Annotated in this window: 15 protein-coding genes; 5 read left to right on the forward strand and 10 right to left on the reverse strand. The window is 71.4% G+C overall.

The genetic code is table 11. The features are described from left to right. The first annotated feature begins 316 nt into the window (after positions 1 to 316). Positions 317 to 847 carry a GNAT family protein gene (locus AB0M30_RS46800; RefSeq protein ID WP_364599010.1) on the forward strand — a complete coding sequence of 177 codons (531 nt, stop codon included), beginning with the start codon at positions 317 to 319 and terminating at the stop codon, positions 845 to 847. On the opposite strand, the gene AB0M30_RS46805 is transcribed toward AB0M30_RS46800, so the two are convergent. Together AB0M30_RS46805 and AB0M30_RS46810 are read right to left on the reverse strand one after the other, a co-directional pair. Then, positions 844 to 1,980, reverse strand: coding sequence for a CaiB/BaiF CoA-transferase family protein (locus AB0M30_RS46805; protein ID WP_364599013.1), 1,137 nt, complete (start codon positions 1,978 to 1,980; stop codon positions 844 to 846). The genes AB0M30_RS46800 and AB0M30_RS46805 overlap by 4 nt on opposite strands. An 11-nt stretch (positions 1,981 to 1,991) precedes the next feature. Beyond that, entirely contained in the window at positions 1,992 to 3,143 is a 1,152-nt protein-coding gene (locus AB0M30_RS46810; RefSeq protein ID WP_364599015.1) for an acyl-CoA dehydrogenase family protein, read from the reverse strand. 95 nt (positions 3,144 to 3,238) lie between these two features. On the opposite strand from AB0M30_RS46810, the gene AB0M30_RS46815 reads away from it, so the two are divergent. From AB0M30_RS46815 to AB0M30_RS46825, 3 genes are all read left to right on the forward strand, one after another. Then, complete coding sequence (locus AB0M30_RS46815) at positions 3,239 to 3,856, forward strand: TetR/AcrR family transcriptional regulator (RefSeq protein WP_364599018.1); 618 nt, start codon at positions 3,239 to 3,241, stop codon at positions 3,854 to 3,856. Positions 3,857 to 3,940: 84 nt separating this feature from the next. Continuing rightward, positions 3,941 to 4,837: a hypothetical protein gene (locus AB0M30_RS46820; protein ID WP_364599020.1), complete on the forward strand. Its 897-nt coding sequence runs from the start codon at positions 3,941 to 3,943 to the stop codon at positions 4,835 to 4,837. A gap of 103 nt (positions 4,838 to 4,940) precedes the next feature. Further along, complete coding sequence (locus tag AB0M30_RS46825; RefSeq protein WP_364599023.1) at positions 4,941 to 6,551, forward strand: succinic semialdehyde dehydrogenase; 1,611 nt, start codon at positions 4,941 to 4,943, stop codon at positions 6,549 to 6,551. A 131-nt stretch (positions 6,552 to 6,682) separates the two neighbouring features. On the opposite strand, the gene AB0M30_RS46830 is transcribed toward AB0M30_RS46825, so the two are convergent. From AB0M30_RS46830 to AB0M30_RS46865, 8 genes are all read right to left on the reverse strand, one after another. Then, a complete protein-coding gene (locus AB0M30_RS46830) occupies positions 6,683 to 9,697 on the reverse strand; it encodes an AAA family ATPase (protein ID WP_364599026.1) in 3,015 nt (1,004 codons plus the stop codon). A gap of 50 nt (positions 9,698 to 9,747) precedes the next feature. Continuing rightward, positions 9,748 to 9,957 (reverse strand): hypothetical protein, encoded by a 210-nt coding sequence (locus tag AB0M30_RS46835; protein WP_013224346.1) that lies wholly within the window; start codon positions 9,955 to 9,957, stop codon positions 9,748 to 9,750. 157 nt (positions 9,958 to 10,114) lie between these two features. Next, positions 10,115 to 10,318: a DUF397 domain-containing protein gene (locus tag AB0M30_RS46840; protein WP_285989744.1), complete on the reverse strand. Its 204-nt coding sequence runs from the start codon at positions 10,316 to 10,318 to the stop codon at positions 10,115 to 10,117. Between the two features lie 13 nt (positions 10,319 to 10,331). Next, the gene (locus AB0M30_RS46845; protein ID WP_103342892.1) at positions 10,332 to 11,234 is read right to left on the reverse strand and encodes a helix-turn-helix transcriptional regulator; all 903 of its coding nucleotides are present in this window, start codon (positions 11,232 to 11,234) and stop codon (positions 10,332 to 10,334) included. A 349-nt stretch (positions 11,235 to 11,583) separates the two neighbouring features. Then, a complete protein-coding gene (locus tag AB0M30_RS46850) occupies positions 11,584 to 12,480 on the reverse strand; it encodes an acyl-CoA thioesterase II (RefSeq protein ID WP_364599030.1) in 897 nt (298 codons plus the stop codon). Positions 12,481 to 12,516: 36 nt separating this feature from the next. Then, positions 12,517 to 13,941, reverse strand: a complete 1,425-nt coding sequence (pyk, locus tag AB0M30_RS46855) for a pyruvate kinase (protein WP_364599033.1) — start codon at positions 13,939 to 13,941, stop codon at positions 12,517 to 12,519. A 91-nt stretch (positions 13,942 to 14,032) separates the two neighbouring features. After that, positions 14,033 to 14,698: a DUF2461 domain-containing protein gene (locus AB0M30_RS46860; RefSeq protein ID WP_364599036.1), complete on the reverse strand. Its 666-nt coding sequence runs from the start codon at positions 14,696 to 14,698 to the stop codon at positions 14,033 to 14,035. Positions 14,699 to 14,752: 54 nt separating this feature from the next. After that, positions 14,753 to 15,976, reverse strand: a complete 1,224-nt coding sequence (locus AB0M30_RS46865; protein ID WP_364599039.1) for a glycoside hydrolase family 18 protein — start codon at positions 15,974 to 15,976, stop codon at positions 14,753 to 14,755. Positions 15,977 to 16,133: 157 nt separating this feature from the next. Between AB0M30_RS46865 and AB0M30_RS46870 the strand changes: the two genes are divergently transcribed. Further along, positions 16,134 to 16,442 carry a metalloregulator ArsR/SmtB family transcription factor gene (locus tag AB0M30_RS46870; protein ID WP_364599042.1) on the forward strand — a complete coding sequence of 103 codons (309 nt, stop codon included), beginning with the start codon at positions 16,134 to 16,136 and terminating at the stop codon, positions 16,440 to 16,442. Positions 16,443 to 16,566: the final 124 nt, after the last annotated feature.

Below are 16,566 nucleotides of genomic sequence, written 5' to 3' on the forward strand. Positions count from 1 at the left end.
CTGCTCCGGATACTTCGACCTGCGAGACACCAGGACATCCTCCCTCCAGACCACTGTCTGGAATCAAGGTGTCCGGCTCCACGGGGCAACTCCACTCGCGTGATTGGCAGGTCGACACGCGTGATTGGAGGGTCGACACGGCCGGGCCTTCAAGTCTCGCCGTGTCGACCTCCGGATCACGCGTGTCGACCTCTGGATCACGGGTGTCGGCGTTTCCATCACGGGTGATGTCCGCTCGGTGATGGGGGTTGCCTCTAGCGAGCTATCTTGCGCAAAGCCGTGCTGGTTCCGGTCAAGCGGCCGATAAGGTCTCCGGATGGACGACGACGGTGTCAGAGTGGAGCTCCGGCCGGTGGCCGAAAGCGATCTCGGCCTCCTCGAACGGCTGACCAACGATCCCGTCGCCGCCGGCGAGCACCAGTGGTTCGGCTGGCACGATCCGGGCTACCTGCACCGCCGGTGGCTGGAAACCGGGATGCTCACCGCCGAGACCGGGATGCTCGTGCCGACGCTCGGCGGCCGCGTCCTCGGGGTCGTCTCCTGGCACCGCACCCGGACCGGGCCGACGTCCTACTGCTGGAACATGGGCCTCGTGCTCGTCCCGGAAGCGCGCGGCCACGGCTACGGCACCGAAGCCCAGCGCCTGCTCGTCGACTACCTCTTCGCCCACACCCAGCTCAACCGGGTCGAAGCGACGACCGAGGCCGGTAACCGCGCCGAGCAACGCTCGCTCGAGAAAGCCGGCTTCACCCGCGAAGGTGTGCTTCGCGGCTACGGCTTCCGGGACGGCGAGTGGCGCGACCACGTCGTCTACTCGGTCGTGCGCTCCGACCTGAAGAACGACTAGGCGATCACGCCCGCCGAACGCAGGGCGCCGAGGTCCGTGACGCCCAGTTCGGCGAGCACCGCTTCGGTGTCGGACCCCTTGGTACGCGGTGCTTCCGGCGTCGAGGGCGGGGTGCGGTCGAACCGCGGTGCCGGGGCCGGCTGGACCAGGCCGCCGATCTCGACGAACGTCCCGCGCGCCGCGTTGTGCGGGTGCGACGCGGCTTCGGCCGGCGCGAGGACCGGCGTCAGGCACGCGTCGGTGCCTTCGGCGCGCGCGACGAGGTCGTCCCGCGTGTACTTGCCGATCGCCGCCGCGAGGATCTCCCGGAGGCGGGGCCACTGCGTCTTGTCCACGTGCACGGGCAGCGAATCCGGGTCCAGTTCGAGGACCTTCACCAGGTCGCCCCAGAACCGCATCTCGATCGCGCCGACGGCGACGTACTTGCCGTCCGCCGTTTCGTAGGTGTCGTAGAACGGGGCCCCGCCGTCGAGCATGTTGTCGCCGCGGTCGCCGCCCCAGAGCCCGGCGGCGGCCATGCCGTGCAGGCTCGTGGTGAGCAGCGCGGCGCCGTCGACCATCGACGCGTCGACGACCTGGCCGCGCCCGGACGTGTTCCGTTCGTACAACGCGGCCAGGACGCCCATCGCCAGCATCAGCCCGCCACCGCCGAAGTCGCCGACGAGGTTCAGCGGCGGCACCGGCCGCTCGCCCGCGCGCCCGATCGGTTCGAGGGCGCCGGCGATGCCGATGTAGTTGATGTCGTGCCCGGCCGCCTTGGCCAGCGGCCCGTCCTGGCCCCAGCCGGTCATCCGGCCGTAGACCAGCCGCGGGTTGCGGGCGTGCACGACGTCCGGGCCGAGCCCGATCCGCTCGGCGACACCGGGCCGGAACCCCTCGATGAGGACGTCGGCGGTGTCGCACAGCTTCAGCACCAGCTCGACGCCCTCGGGCGTCTTGGTGTTGATGCCGACGGACCGGCGGCCGCGGGCGAGCGGGTCGGCCGGGATGCCGAGCACGTCCTGCCCCGGCTGCGCGCGGTCGACGCGGACGACGTCGGCGCCGAGGTCGGCGAGGATCATCGTGGCGAACGGCCCGGGCGCGAGACCGGCGAGCTCCACCACCTTCAGGCCGCCGAGCGGACCTGCCTTCATAGTCGGTCCCTTCAGAGCGAGCGGGAGATGATTTCCTTCATGATTTCGCTGGTGCCGCCGAAGATCCGGGAAATCCGGACGTCGGCCCAGGCCCGGGCGATCGGGTACTCGTTCATGTAGCCGTAGCCGCCGAAGAGCTGCACGCAGTCGTCGATCACCTTGTTGACGCGCTCGGTGGTCCACAGTTTCGCCATCGCCGCGCCCTGGACGTCGAGCTCGCCCTTGAGGTGCCGTTCGACGCACTGGTCGAGGAACGCCCGCGCCACCGCGGCCTCGGTCGCCGCCTCCGCGAGCTTGAACTTGGTGTTCTGGAAGGAAAAGATCGGCCGACCGAACGCCGTGCGCTCCTTGGTGTACGCCAGCGTGAGGTCGACCGCCGCCTCCAGCCCGGCCACCGCGGTGACGGCGATGATCAGCCGTTCCTGGGGCAGCTGCAGCATCAGCTGGATGAAGCCCTGGCCCTCGGCGTCGCCGAGGAGGTTGCCGACCGGCACGCGGACGTCGTCGAAGAACAGCTCGGCGGTGTCCTGGCCCTTCATCCCGACCTTGTCGAGGACGCGGCCGCGCCGGAAGCCCGGCGTGTCGGTCTCGACCACGACCAGCGAGACGCCCTGGGCGCCGGCGTCCGGGTCGGTCTTCACCGCGACGACCACGAGGTCGGCGTGCAGGCCGTTGGTGATGAAGGTCTTCGCGCCGTTGAGGACGTAGTGGTCGCCGTCGCGGACCGCGCGCGTCTTGATGCCCTGCAGGTCGGAGCCGGTGCCGGGCTCGGTCATCGCGATCGCGCCGATCATCTCGCCGCTGGCCAGCTTCGGCAGCCACTCGCGCTTCTTGTCTTCCGCGGCGTAGGCGAGCAGGTAGTGCGCGACGATTCCATTGTGGACGGTGACGCCCCACGCGCTGTCGCCGGCGCGCGCCTGCTCTTCGTAGAGGACGGCTTCGTGGGCGAAGGTGCCGCCACCCCCGCCGTACTCCTCGGGGATGGACAGGCACAGCAGGCCGACGTCGCCCGCCTTCGTCCACAGCTCGCGGTCGACCTTCTTCTCCGCCGCCCAGCGTTCCTGGTGCGGGACGGCTTCCTTCTGCAGGAACGACCGCGCGAGTTCGCGGAGGTCGTCGAGCTCGGTCGTGCTCCACGAGCTCTTCGGCAGTTGCAGTGGCACGGGGACCCTCCTGCTGGAAAACATGACGATCAGCATGTAAGTTCTGATCGGAATGTACATCCGTACCGGCCTGTAGGTAAAGCAGGGAGGCCGCGGTGACCGAGACGACGCACCGGACCCAGGCGCAGCGGCGCGAGCAGACCCGCACGGCGCTGCTCGACGCCACCATCGACTGCCTGGTCGAGGTCGGCTACGCGCGCACGTCGGTGCAGGAGATCTGTGCCCGCGCGGGCGTGTCGAAGGGTGCCGTGCAGCACCACTTCACCGCGAAGGCCGAGCTGATGGCGGCCGCGGTCGAGCACCTGACGACGAAGCTGCGCCGCCGGCTCGCGGAGTCCCTGGGCGAACTGCCCGGCGGCGGCAGCGGGGTCGCCGCGGCCATCGACCTGCTGTGGGCCGGGTATTCCGGCACGCTTTCGACCGCCGTCACCGAGCTGTGGGTCGCCGCCCGCACCGACCCCGAACTGCGCGCGGCCATCCGCCCGGTCGACCGCGCGCTCGGCCGCGCCACGCTCGAGCACGTCACGCAGGTCGCCGGCGAACTCCCGCCGGAGCGGGCGGAAATGCTGTTCTGGCTCACCGTGAACCTCACCCGAGGACTCGCACTGGACGCCGAACTCGGCGGCGACCCGAACCGGCGCCGGCAGCTCTTGGAGGAGTGGAAGCGCATCGCCGTCCTGCTCTACGAGGACGCCACCGCTGCGCCGAGCTGACCAGCGCGCCACCACCAGGGTGCTTTGCCCCTTATCCGCGGGCGGATTTCGTGGTCCAATCCCCTCCGAACGAGGGGAGTTCCCATGACCGCCGCCCCGTACCAGTACCCCTACGGCCCGCCACCCGTCCAGCCGCCGGCCGACCCGGGTGCCGTGTTCCGGCTGCTCGCCGCGATCCTCGGCGTCCTCGCCGCGGTGCTGGTGATCACCGGGTCGTTCCTGCCGCAGACGTCGTTCGACCAGGTGGTGGACGGCAAGACCGAGAGCAGCCAGACGATCAGCGCCTGGTCACGCTCGTTCGCCGTCGAGCCCACCGGCGAGGCGAAGAAGTTCTACGACCAGACCCACGTCGCCCGGTACGGAATCCCGCTCACGACCGGCGCGGTGGTGCTGCTGGCCGGGGCCGGGCTGGCCCTCGCCGGCGCCCGCCGCTCGGCGGGCCCCGGGCTGCGCTCGGGCGCCCGGACGGCCCTGGTGGCCGGCGCCGCCGGGGTGACCGCGGCGGTGTGGATGCTCGGCATGGACGTCTCGTCGACCTTGAGCTACGAGACCGACGAAGGGACGATCAAGTCGCACTACGCGACCGGGCTCGGGTTCTGGGTGCTGATCGGCGGCGGGATCATCGCCCTGCTGGCGCTGGTGGCCGCGGCACTGGCCGGGCGGCGCGCCCCCGCCGCGGCGCCGGCCGGCCCGCCACCCGGGCCGTACCAGCAGCAGTCACGGCCGTACCCGGTGCCGCCCCAGCAGTACGGGCAGCCGCACCCGGGTTATCCGGCGTCGCAGCCGTTCCCCGCTCAGGCCCCGCCGCCGCAGACCGGCCCGCAGCCGCCTCCGTACGGTGGCCCGTCGTCGCAGCCGTTCCCCGCGCAGCACGCCGACGATCCCTACGGCGGCGTCACGCAGGCCCAGCAGCATCCGGCGCCGCAGGAGCCGACGGAACCGAACTACCAGCTCCCGCCCTTGCACCCACCCAAGACGTGAATCTTATTCACATCACGCTGGACATCTGACGTACCGACGGTATGGTGTACTCGTCGGTAACCCCTGCGCGTCCGCGCGCGGACTCCGCCGGAACGGAGACGTCATGACCAGCACGACCCCCGCGAACGCGGTCGAAGACACCACGCTGCCGCCCACCGTCGGCGGCGTCGCCGGGGTGCCGGGCTCGGCGCGGGCGGCCCAGCTCGTCGCCCGCGTGACGGGCGGCGCCGACTCCGCGCCGATCCGGATGCGGGCGCCCTTCACCGGACTGCCGATCGCGACCCTGCCGCAGGCCACCGACGCCGACGTCCGGGCGGTGTTCGCGGACGCCCGCACGGCCCAGGCGGGGTGGGCGGACCGCTCCCCCGCCGAGCGCGCCCGCGTCCTCACCCGCCTGCACGACCTGGTGCTCGCCCGCCAGGACGAGGTGCTCGACCTGGTCCAGGTCGAGGCCGGCAAGGCGCGGCTCGACGCGTTCGACGAGGTCAGCGCGACCGCGCTGGTGGCGGCCTACTACGGCAAGCACGCGGCGAAGCTCCTCGCGCCGCGCCGGGTCGCCGGCGTCATCCCCGGCCTGACCCGCGCGGGCGAGATCCGGCACCCCAAGGGCGTCGTCGGGATCATCTCGCCGTGGAACTACCCGCTGGCCCTGACGGCGATGGACGTCCTGCCGGCGCTGGCCGCGGGGAACGCCGTCGTGCAGAAGCCGGACAACCAGACCGCGCTTTCGGCGCTGTGGCTGCACGAGCTCGCCGAGGAGGCCGGGCTGCCCGCCGGGACCTGGCAGATCGTGCTCGGCCGCGGCTCGAAGATCGGCACCGCACTGGTCGAGGAGTCGGACTACCTGTGCTTCACCGGCTCCACGCCGACCGGCAAGGAGCTGGCCGGCCAGGTGGCGAAGCGGCTGACGTCGTACTCGCTGGAACTCGGCGGCAAGAACCCGATGGTGGTGCTGCCCGACGCCGACGTCGCGAAGGCCGCGACGGGCGCGGTGACGGCGTGCTTCTCCTCGGCCGGGCAGCTGTGCGTGTCGGTCGAGCGGATCTACGTCCACGAGGACATCCGCGAGGAGTTCACCCGCGCGTTCGTCGCCCGCACCGCCGCGTTGCGGCTCGGCGGCTCGCTGGACTACCACGCCCAGATGGGCTCGCTGACGTCGGAAGACCAGCTCGCGACGGTGTCGGCGCACGTCGAGGACGCCCGCGCGAAGGGCGCTTCGGTGCTCACCGGTGGCCGGGCGCGGCCCGACCTCGGCCCGCTGTTCTACGAGCCGACCGTGCTGTCCGGCGTCACCCCGGACATGCTGCCGTTCGCGGAGGAGACGTTCGGGCCGGTCGTGTCGATCTACGGCTACACCGACGTCACCGACGCCATCGAGCGGGCCAACGACACGCCGTTCGGGCTCAACGCCAGCGTCTGGTCGCGCAACGGCCGCGCGGGCTGGGAAATCGCGGCGCGGCTGAAGGCCGGGACGGTCAACGTGAACGAGGGCTACGCGGCGACGTTCGGCAGCGTCGGCGTCCCGATGGGCGGGATGAAGGACTCGGGTGTCGGCCGCCGCAACGGCGCCGAGGGCCTGCTGAAGTACACGGAGTCCCAGTCGATCGCGCTCCAGCGCGGCCTGGCCCTGCGCCCGCCGCGCGCGATCCCGGGCTCCTTGTGGTCCCGCGGCATGACGTTCGGCCTCAAAGCCCTCCGCCGCCTCCCCCGCTGACGTACCCGGACGGTCGGTTCGCGTACCTGCACAGTCGGTTCGCGTACCTGGACGGTCGGCTCACCGTCCGACCCTCTGGGTACGCGAACCGACTCCCTGGGTACGCGAACCGACCGTTTGGTTACGCGCGATCACGCGGTGGGGGCGGTGAGGAGGCCGCGGTCGTAGGCGATGGCGACCGCTTCCGCGCGGCGGCTGGCGCCCAGCTTGGCCATCACGCGGGAAAGGTGGACGCTCACCGTTTTTTCGCTGATGTAGAGCTCTTCGCCGACCTGGCGGTTCGTGCGGCCCAGCGCGACGCGCTCCAGGACGTCTCGCTCGCGGTCGGTCAGCGGGTCGGTGACCGTGCGGGCCGGGGCCGCCGGTTCGACGCCCGCCAGCTCGACGCGGGCCCGGTGGGCCAGGTCGCGGACGGCGTCGCGCAGCGGGATCGCGCCGAGCCGGACCGCCACCGCGTGGGCCGCTTCGAGCGCCGCGCCCGCGCCGGTGTCCGCGGCCAGCAAGGCTTCGGCTTCGTGCCAGCGGCAGACCGCCTGCTCGTAGACGGCGCCGTAGCCGAACGCTTCCACCGCGGCCGCCCACAGCCGGGCGTCGCCCCGGCCGGTGAGGCAGGTCGCCGCCGCCTCCAGGCGGGCCAGCCACGCGCGGCCCTCCGGACCGAGCGTTCCCGAACGCGGCTGGCCGACCACCGAGCACATCCGGCCGTGCGCCAGCAGCCGCTCGCCGGCCGCCACGGCGGCTTCGGCCGCGGCCTGGTCGCCGTGGACGCGGGCCTCGGCGGCCAGCCTGGCCGCGGCGGACACGCCGAGCGCGGCGATCCGGATGCCGGCCAGCAGGCCGGGTTCGATCCGCTCGAGCCAGCCGACCAGGTCTTCGGCCTGGCGGACGGCCCCGGCGTGGTCGCCGCGCCAGTACGCCAGCTCGATGCCGGCGCCGCCGGCCGACAGCGGGATCTGCATGTCCGCCGTCCAGTGCTGCCGCAGGCCGGACAGCAGCTTCGCGCCCTCGTCGAACCGGCCGCGGGCGACGACGAACAGCGACCAGATGGCCAGGATCCGCGCGGCGACCGCGCTGGACACCCCGCGCCCGGCACGGCCGGCGCTCTCGTCCGGCCAGTCGCCCATCAGATAGCGCAGCATCAGCTGCCGCGCCCGCAGTTCCAGCCCGTAGACGCTCCAGCTCAGCCCGGATTCTTCGGCGCGGGCGACGCCGTGCGAGGCGTGGTCCAGCGCCACGGCGAACTCGCCTTGGTCGTCGTGGCTCAGCGCGAGGAAGTAGGTCGCGCGGATCTCGGTGTTGTACGCGCCCACGTCGCGCGCCTTGCGCTGGGCCTGGCGCAGCCGCTCCCGGGCCTCGGCGGCGTCGCCCCGCGAATCGGCCAGCGTGCCCAGGGTGACCAGCGCCGACGCCTCCGCCCCCGTCGCGCCCACGGCCTGCGCGTCGGCGACCGCGGCGAGCGCGCTGTCGAGCGCCGCCTCGGGCTGGTCGAGGATCCGCAGGAACCCGGCCCGGCTGGCCAGCACCCAGGCACGCGCCGAGCCGGGATCGGTGTCCTCGACCAGGTCCCAGGCCCGGTCGATGGCGGCGACCGCCTCGTCCAGGGTGCCTTCCAGCGCGAGCAGCGCGTCCGCCAGCCGCCGCCACACCTTCGCGGCCCGGTCGTTCGGGACGTCCGCGGTCAGTGCCTGGGTGGCCGAGCGGGCGAACGCCGCGGCCCGCTCGGGCTCGCCGGACGTCCCCGCGAAGTACGACGCTTCGTACAGCAGCTTCAGCTCGTCGACCCCGTCCGGCCGGTCCGCCGGGGTGACGGCGTCCCAGATGGACAGTGCCTGTTCGACGTGCTGCAGCGCCGACCCGGGCGCGCCGAGCTTCTCGGCCTCGTCCATCGCGCGCAGCAACGCCGGCAGCGCGGTGGCCAGATCGCTGCTCTGCATCGAGTGGTAGGCCAGCTTCGCGTCGTGGCCGCGGCCCTGCGGCCGCGCCTTGATCCGCGCCGCGTACGCCGCGTGCGTGCGCGACCGCTCCCCCGGCAGCAGGTCGCCGTACACCGCTTCCTGCAGCAACGCGTGCCGGAACGTGTACGAGCCGTCCGAAAGCACCACCAGCACGTGGTGCTGGACGGCTTCCCGCAGCGCTTCGTCGAGCTCCAGCTCCCCCAGCCCGGAGACTTCGGCGAGCGCGGCGTGCATGACCGGCTCGTTGGCGACCGAGATGACCCGCGCGACCCGGCGGGCGTCCGGCGAGAGCCGCTCGAGCCGGGACAGCAGCACTTCGGCCAGCCCGGCGGGCAGGTCGTTGCACTCGGTCTTGGTGGCGAGCAGTTCCTCGGCGAAGAACGGGTTGCCCTCGGAGCGGGTGACGATGTCGCCCACGACGTCCGGCGGCAGCGGCTCGTCGGCCAGCGCCTCGACGAACTTGCGGGCGTCGACCGCGCCGAAGGGCTGCAGGTCGACGCGCTCGACGGTGGCGAGCCGGACCAGCTCGGACAGCAGGCCGCGCAGCGGGTGCCGCCGGTGGACGTCTTCCTCGCGGTAGCTGCCCACGACCAGCAGCCGCTGCGCCCGCAGCCGGCTGAGCAGGAAGGACAGCAGGTTCCGGGTCGAGGCGTCGGCCCAATGGAGATCCTCCAGGAGGATCACCACGGGCCGCGCCTCGGCGATCTCGGTCAGCACCCCCAGTACCGCGTCGAACAACTGCAGCTGACCGAGATCCTGCTCCGGCCGGGGACGCACCATGGTTTCCCGGTCGTTGGAGGTCATCGGCGGGTGTTCGGCCGGGCGCGGTTCTTCCACGCCCTGCCCCTGCGGCAGCAGCCGCCCCAGGGCGGGCCGGGCCCGCACCGCGGCGGCGACCGCCGGGTCCGTCGCGCTGCCCAGCGGGGCGAGCGCCTCGGCGAACGGAAGATAAGGAAGACCGCCCTCGCGGACGTCGATGCAGCGGCCGGTGAGCAGCAGCGCACCGCACGCTTCGACGTGCTCGCCGAGCGCGGTCAGCAGCCGGGTCTTGCCGACCCCGGCATCCCCCGAGAGCAGCGCCGCGCCGGCTTCGCCACGTTCAGCCCTGGCGAAGGCGGCGCGGAGCCGCCGCATCTCGTGGGTACGGGCGACGAGCGGGATTCCGGAGCCGAGTCGGGGCACGAGGAGCATTGTTGCCTACCACACCGACAGTTTCCGACCGCTTATCGCCTTCGACACTTTCACCGAGCGGTCTTGGCAGCGCCGGCGGTCTCCCGCTCGACCTCGCGGCGCTCCTGCGCCGGTACCTCGACATCGGCGTGCGCGGCCCGCAGGTGGCGGACGGCGCGGCGGGCGCGGACGGCCCAGGCGCTGCGCCCGGCCTTCAGCAGTTCCTCGTTCCGGTAGGCCGCTTCGGCCCGGACCGCGTCGAGCATGAGATCGCTGTGCATCGTGTTCCCCTGTCCCTGGGTTCTCCGTCTGGTAGCACTCAGGTTCGTCCTGAGGGGACACCTCAGGCATCGGGTGATCACGCAGGCATCGCGCAAAAAGACCCCTTACTCCCGGCCGAGCCCAGCTCGGCGGGGGTAAGGGGTCTTCCCAAGCGCCTCAGTCGTGCGCCGGGCCACCGGTCCGCACCGCGGCCAGCAGCCCCCGCCAACCCGACGCGGGCAGGCGGAACGCACCCCCTTCGGGGTCCTTCGAGTCGCGCACCGCGGCACCGCCGGCGACGAACGCGACCTCGACGCAGTCGTTGCCGCCACCGCTGTGGCTGCTCTTGCGCCACCGCGCTCCGGAGAGTTCTGCTTCCATGGTCCCCACTCCCTTACTGTGTCCTCGGATCCGGATGGTGCACCGGACCCGGTACGGCCGCCTGTTCGGCGAACCGTCCGGCCGCCTCGGCGATCAGGTCCACCGAGTCGTCCGGTTTCAGTGCGGCCGCGCGCAGATGGTCGAACATCAGCCCGTAGCGCCGCACGTCTGTGGGTTCCTCCAGGTAGAGGCCGCTGGACGTGCTGTCGTCGACGTAGACGACGTCCGGGTCAGCCTGCTCGGGGAAGCCCATGATCAGGAAGGGACCTTCCATGCCGGGGTGCGCGCCGGCACCGAACGGCACGACCTGGACGGTCACGTTCGGTTTTTCGGCGACGGCGACCATCCGGTAGAGCTGCTCGGCCATCACCTCGGGCCCGTCGACCACGCGGCGCAGCACGGCTTCGTCCATCACGGCCCAGTACTCGGGTGGCGGGGTTTCGGACAGCAGTTCCTGGCGGGCCATCCGGGCGGCGACGCGGCGGCGGATCTCGGCGTCGTCGGCGTCCGGCCGCAGCGCGCGGATCACCGCGCGGGCGTACCGCTCGGTCTGCAGCAGCCCGGGCACCAGGAGGGCCTGGAACGCGCGCAGTGAGCTGGCGTCGGCTTCGAGCCCGACGAAGGTACCGGTGAAGACCTCGTTGTACGCGTGCCACCAGCCGCGCTTGCGGGCTTCCCTGGCCAGCTGGACGAGCGCCTCCTGCTCGTCGCCGGTGATCCCGTAGAGGGCCAGCATGTCCCGGGCGTCACGCGGGGTGACGCCGACGTGGCCGGTCTCGATGCGGCTGATCTTCGAGGCGGAGCACTCGAGCTTCTCGCCCACCTCGTCGATGGTGAGGTCCGCGGCCTCGCGGAGCCGGCGCAGCTCGCCCGAAAGCCTCCGCCGGCGAACGGTGGGGCTCTGTCCCCTGGCCATCGCGGTACCTCCGGATGTCGACGTACTTCCTGCATCTAACCAGCCGGGCGCGGAGTTGGTGGAACATTAACGCAAGGCGATTCCGGCACCGGATCTGCAATTTGCAGAATGCTCTTGTATCCTCGCACCCTGCACTGCGTCGGGCGCCTGACAGTCGGCCAGCCGTGGCTTCGACTGGCCTCTGAGCAGGGTAGACGATGACCGCGCGGAGTGCCGCGCGATCATCACACGGAGGGGTCCGGGGCCGTCCCCCGATCGGTCCCGGCCCCCTCACCCGGGCCGAATGCCCTTTTCCGGCGACCGATATTCAGACCATTCGTCGCCCGTGCGGGTGATTTCCCGGCGAACTTCACAAGACGCGCAAGAGTCCTTCTTGGACGACCGTCGCGATCAGCGTGCCGTCCTCGGCGAAGAACCGGCCGGTGGCCAGACCGCGGGCGCCGGACGCCGTCGGCGAGGCGCTGTCGTAGAGGAACCACTCGTCCGCGCGGAACGGCCGGTGGAACCACAGTGCGTGGTCGAGGCTGGCGCCGAGCACCTTGTCGGTGTCCCAGTAGACGCCGTGGCGCGCGAGCACCGAGTCCAGCAGCGTCATGTCCGAGGCGTAGGTCAGCACGCAGACGTGCAGCAGCTGCTGGTCGGGCAGTTTCCCGTCGGCGCGCATCCACACCTGGTTGCGCGCGGGCCGCTCACCGGTCTCGCGGGTGACCCACGGCGGCTCGTTGACGTAGCGCAGGTCGATCGGCCGCGGCCGGGCGTGCGCGCCGATCGCGTAGCCCTCGGCGCGTTCCATCAGCGTCGGCAGCGTCTCCGGCGCCGGGACGCCCTCGGGCATGGCCTCGGCGTGCTCGATGCCCGGTTCGTCGGTCTGGAACGACGCCGAGAGGGAGAAGATGGCCTTGCCGTGCTGGATCGCCACCACACGGCGCGTGGTGAACGACCGGCCGTCCCGGATCCGGTCGACTTCGTACACGATCGGGACGCTCGGGTCGCCGCCGCGGATGAAGTACGCGTGCAGCGAGTGCACCCGGCGTTCCTCGGGGACGGTGCGCCCGGCCGCGACCAGCGCCTGGCCGGCGACCTGCCCGCCGAACACCCGCACCGGCGAGTGGGCGGGCGAGACGCCGCGGAAGATGTTCTCTTCGATCTTTTCCAGGTCGAGCAGCGCGATCAAGCGGTCGAGCACCGGCTGGCCGCCACCGGGGATCTCCAGTTCGGTGGCGGCCGTCCTGGCCAATTCAGTCATGCCAGGAGCTTAAGTGCATACCAAGCGGTCGGTCTCTCAAGCGTGGTCGTCTTCACCGAGGCGGTGCACCCGGATCAGGTTGGTCGACCCGACGGTGCCCGGCGGGGAACCGGCCACGATGACGACCAGGTCGCCCTTCTGGTACTTGCCCATCTCCAGCATCGCGTGGTCGACCTGCTGGATCATCTGGTCGGTCGACTCCACCCGCGGCACGATGTGGGTGTTGGTGCCCCAGGTCATCGACAGCTGGCTGCGGACGCAGTCCTCGGGGGTGAAGGCCAGCAGCGGCAGCCGGGTGTGCAGCCGCGCGAGGCGGCGGACGGTGTCACCGGACTGCGTGAACGCGACCAGGGCCTTCGCGTTGAGCCGCTCGCCGATGTCGCGGGCGGCGTAGGAGATGACGCCGCGCTTGGTGCGCGGGACGTGCGACAGCGGCGGCACGATCGGCGAGTCGGTCTCGACCGCCTCGATGATCCGGCCCATCGTCTCCACGACCTCGATCGCGTACCGGCCGACCGAGGTCTCGCCGGACAGCATCAGCGCGTCGGCGCCGTCGAGCACCGCGTTCGCGACGTCGGAGGCCTCGGCGCGGGTCGGCCGGGAGTTGTTGATCATCGACTCGAGCATCTGCGTCGCGACGATGACCGGCTTCGCGTTCTCGCGGCAGATCTGGATGGCGCGCTTCTGCACCAGCGGGACCTGCTCCAGCGGCAGCTCGACGCCGAGGTCGCCGCGGGCGACCATCACCGCGTCGAAGGCCAGCACGATGGCCTCGAGGTTGTAGACGGCTTCGGGCTTCTCGATCTTGGCGACGACCGGCAGCCGGCCCTTGCCGACCCGGTCCATCACCTGGTGGACCAGGTCGATGTCGGCCGGCGAGCGGACGAAGGACAGGGCGATGAAGTCGACGCCCAGCTCGAGCGCGAACTCGAGGTCCTCGATGTCCTTCTCGGACAGCGCCGGCACGGAGACGTCCATGCCGGGCAGCGAGACGCCCTTGTTGTTGCTGACCGGGCCGCCCTCGGTGACCTCGCAGACCACGTCCTGGCCCTCGACCTCGCGGACCACCAGGCCGACCTTGCCGTCGTCGACGAGCAGCCGGTCGCCGGGCTTGGCGTCCCTCGCCAGGCCCTTGTAGGTAGTCGAGACCCGGTCGTGGGTGCCGGCGACGTCCTCGACGGTGATCCGGACGACGTCGCCGTTGTGCCACTCGACCGGGCCACCGGCGAAGGTGCCCAGGCGGATCTTCGGGCCCTGCAGGTCGGCGAGGATGCCGACCGCGCGGCCGCTCTCGGCGGCCGCGGCCCGGATCAGGTCGTAGACCTGCTTGTGGTCACTGTGGCTGCCGTGGCTGAAGTTCATTCTGGCCACGTCCATGCCGGCATCCACCAGGGCCCGCATCTTCTCCGGGGTCGCGGTGGCAGGGCCCAGGGTACAAACGATCTTCGCGCGTCGGCTCACGTCCACATAGCGTAGACCCTCTTCGCTCGTACGTCTGTACCGATCCCGAATGTTCAAGAAAGTGTTCAGAAACCTGCCTGGTCAGGTCACGCTAGCGACGCGGTTGTTCACTTGGGCCGACCCGGTCGCGGGCCCATTCGTTGAACTCGCGCAGCTGCCGCCAGGCCTTCCGGACGCGCTCGAGGGCGCCCCGCTCGTGCAGGACGTCGTCGGGCTCCCAGCCGCGCACGGCGTACACCGAGCGGTGGCGCAGCAGGTCCAGGCGCGGGTGATCGGCGTCGAACCCGCGCGGCTTGGACTTGAGCCGGTCGCCCTTGACCTCCCAGCCCGCTCGTTCGAGCTTGGCGAGGATCTTGCGCAGCGCTTCGCCGTGCAGCTCGGTGTCGACGGCCTGGCGGAACCGCGCGATCTGGTCGGACGCCAGGTGGAAGCAGCCGCCGCCGACGCGCAGGCCCTCCGGCCCCACCTCGACGTAGTAGGCGCCGCCGCCGCGGCCCTGTTCGATGACCGCCCCGCAGTGGGTCTTGTACGGCGTCTTGTCCTTGGCGAACCGGACGTCCCGGTAGGGGCGGAACACCTTGGGCTCGCCGAAGCCGTCGGAGAACTCGGGCGCCAGCTCGGCCAGCAGCGCTTCCATCGGGGCCCGGACGTCGGACCTGTAGGTCTCGACGTGGTCGTCCCAGTAGGGCTTGGAGTTGTCTTCCACGAGGCCGTCGTAGAAGTCGACGGCGTACTCGCCGAATCCGCTGAACGTCACGCCCGCGACGATAAACGGGGGCACCGACAGGTTTCGCCGGTGCCCCCGCGGCCGCTACTTGGCGACGGCCGTGATCAGCTCGCCGTTCGTGGTGTCGCCGGAGAGCTCCCAGAACATCGCGCCGCCCAGGCCCTGGGTCTTGGCGTAGGAGATCTTGCCGGCGATGGTCGACGGAGTGTCGTAGCTCCACCAGTTGCTGCCACACTTGGCGTACGCGGTGCCGGCGACCGTGCCGGTCGCCGGGCAGGACGCTTTGAGCACCTTGTAGTCCTCGATGCCCTGCTCGTACTTGCCGGGCGCCGGGCCGGTCGCGGTGCCGCCCGGGGCGCTCTGCGTGACGCCGGTCCAGCCGCGGCCGTAGAACCCGATGCCCAGCAACAGCTTGCTCGCCGGGACGCCCTTGCTCTTGAGCTTCTGGATCGCCGCGTCGGAGTAGAAGCCGGCGGTCGGGATACCCGAGTACGACGTCAGCGGCGAGTGCGGAGCCGTCGGGCCCTGCGCGGCCCAGGCGCCGAAGTAGTCGTAGGTCATCACGTTGTACCAGTTGACGTACTGCGCGGCGCCGCCGTAGTCGGCCGCGTCGATCTTGCCGCCGCTCGTGCCGTCGGCGGTGATCGCCGCGGTGACCAGCTTCGAACCGAACTTCGCCCGCAGCGCCTGGAGGAGGTTCTTGAACGCCGCCGCGCCGCTGGTGTCACACGACAGCCCGCAGGCGTTGGGGTACTCCCAGTCGATGTCGATGCCGTCGAAGACGCCGGCCCAGCGCGGGTCGTTGACGAGGTTGTAGCAGGAGTTCGCGAACGCCGCCGGGTTCTTCGCGGCCTGCCCGAAGCCGCCCGACCAGGTCCAGCCGCCGAAGGACCAGATGACCTTCAGGCCGGGGTGCTTGGCCTTGAGCTTCTTGAGCTGGTTGAAGCTGCCGGCGAGCGGCTGGTCCCAGGTGTCGGCGACGCCGTCGACGCTGCCCGCGGCGTCGTAGGTCTTCTGGTAGTCGGCGTAGGCGTCGCCGATCGCGCAGCCGCCGTTCGTCACGTTGCCGAACGCGTAGTTGATGTGGGTCAGCTTGCTCGCCGAGCCCGACGTCTCGATGTTCTTGACGTGGTAGTTGCGGTCGTAGACCCCCCATTCGGTGAAGTAGCCGACCACCTTGCCGACCGAAGCTTGCGCGGTCTCGGTGGCGGCGGCGGCCACCGGGGCGGTCGCGCCGCCCGCGACGAGGCCCGCGGCGGCCGCCACGGCCAGCAGGGCCGAGAAGCTCTTCCTGCGCAAACGGGACATGCGTTCTCCCTCCGGGGAATTCCTCACGGCCACGGTGCCGGAGTGGTGGGGACCACACTCACCGTAAGTGGACTAGACCACTAGGTCAATGGTTCAGACCATCCAAGGTCCACATTCCTTGACAGGAATATGCCCGGCGGAGCACATTTCAGGGGTGATGCAGACTTTCGACGTCCTCGCCGAACCGCGGCGCCGGACCATCCTCGACCTGCTGCGCGAGGGCGAGCGCTCGGTCGGCGAGCTGGTCGAGCGGCTGGAGCTGAGCCAGCCCGCGGTGTCCAAGCACCTGCGGGTGCTGCGCGAAGCCGGGCTGGTGACCGTGCGGGTCGCGGCGCAGCGGCGGTGCTACGCGCTGCGCCCGGAGCCGCTGGCCGAGGTCGACGCCTGGATGGCGCCCTACCGCCGCTTCTGGTCGGACCACCTGGACGCCCTGGAGCGGCGGCTCGACGAGACGGACCTCGCCTGACGGGTGCCCCGAAGCGCCCCAATGTGGCCTTCGGTGCGTTCTAGCCCCCCCAGCGCCCCCCGGGGGGGGCGCGTCGCACCCCCGCCAGGCGGAAAGCTCCGCGCGCCCCCCGCCCGCCCCCACC

It is taken from the genome of Amycolatopsis sp. NPDC051716, assembly GCF_040681595.1.
In the GTDB taxonomy this organism is placed as follows: domain Bacteria; phylum Actinomycetota; class Actinomycetes; order Mycobacteriales; family Pseudonocardiaceae; genus Amycolatopsis.

Coding starts and splice junctions, on each gene's coding strand:
- AB0M30_RS46840 (WP_285989744.1), bottom strand. CDS start 10,318: ATGGAAGCAGAACTCTCCGGAGCGCGGTGGCGCAAGAGCAGCCACAGC.
- AB0M30_RS46865 (WP_364599039.1), bottom strand. CDS start 15,976: ATGTCCCGTTTGCGCAGGAAGAGCTTCTCGGCCCTGCTGGCCGTGGCG.
- AB0M30_RS46825 (WP_364599023.1), top strand. CDS start 4,941: ATGACCAGCACGACCCCCGCGAACGCGGTCGAAGACACCACGCTGCCG.
- AB0M30_RS46805 (WP_364599013.1), bottom strand. CDS start 1,980: ATGAAGGCAGGTCCGCTCGGCGGCCTGAAGGTGGTGGAGCTCGCCGGT.
- AB0M30_RS46820 (WP_364599020.1), top strand. CDS start 3,941: ATGACCGCCGCCCCGTACCAGTACCCCTACGGCCCGCCACCCGTCCAG.
- AB0M30_RS46870 (WP_364599042.1), top strand. CDS start 16,134: ATGCAGACTTTCGACGTCCTCGCCGAACCGCGGCGCCGGACCATCCTC.
- AB0M30_RS46835 (WP_013224346.1), bottom strand. CDS start 9,957: ATGCACAGCGATCTCATGCTCGACGCGGTCCGGGCCGAAGCGGCCTAC.
- AB0M30_RS46850 (WP_364599030.1), bottom strand. CDS start 12,480: ATGACTGAATTGGCCAGGACGGCCGCCACCGAACTGGAGATCCCCGGT.
- AB0M30_RS46800 (WP_364599010.1), top strand. CDS start 317: ATGGACGACGACGGTGTCAGAGTGGAGCTCCGGCCGGTGGCCGAAAGC.
- AB0M30_RS46830 (WP_364599026.1), bottom strand. CDS start 9,697: ATGCTCCTCGTGCCCCGACTCGGCTCCGGAATCCCGCTCGTCGCCCGT.
- AB0M30_RS46845 (WP_103342892.1), bottom strand. CDS start 11,234: ATGGCCAGGGGACAGAGCCCCACCGTTCGCCGGCGGAGGCTTTCGGGC.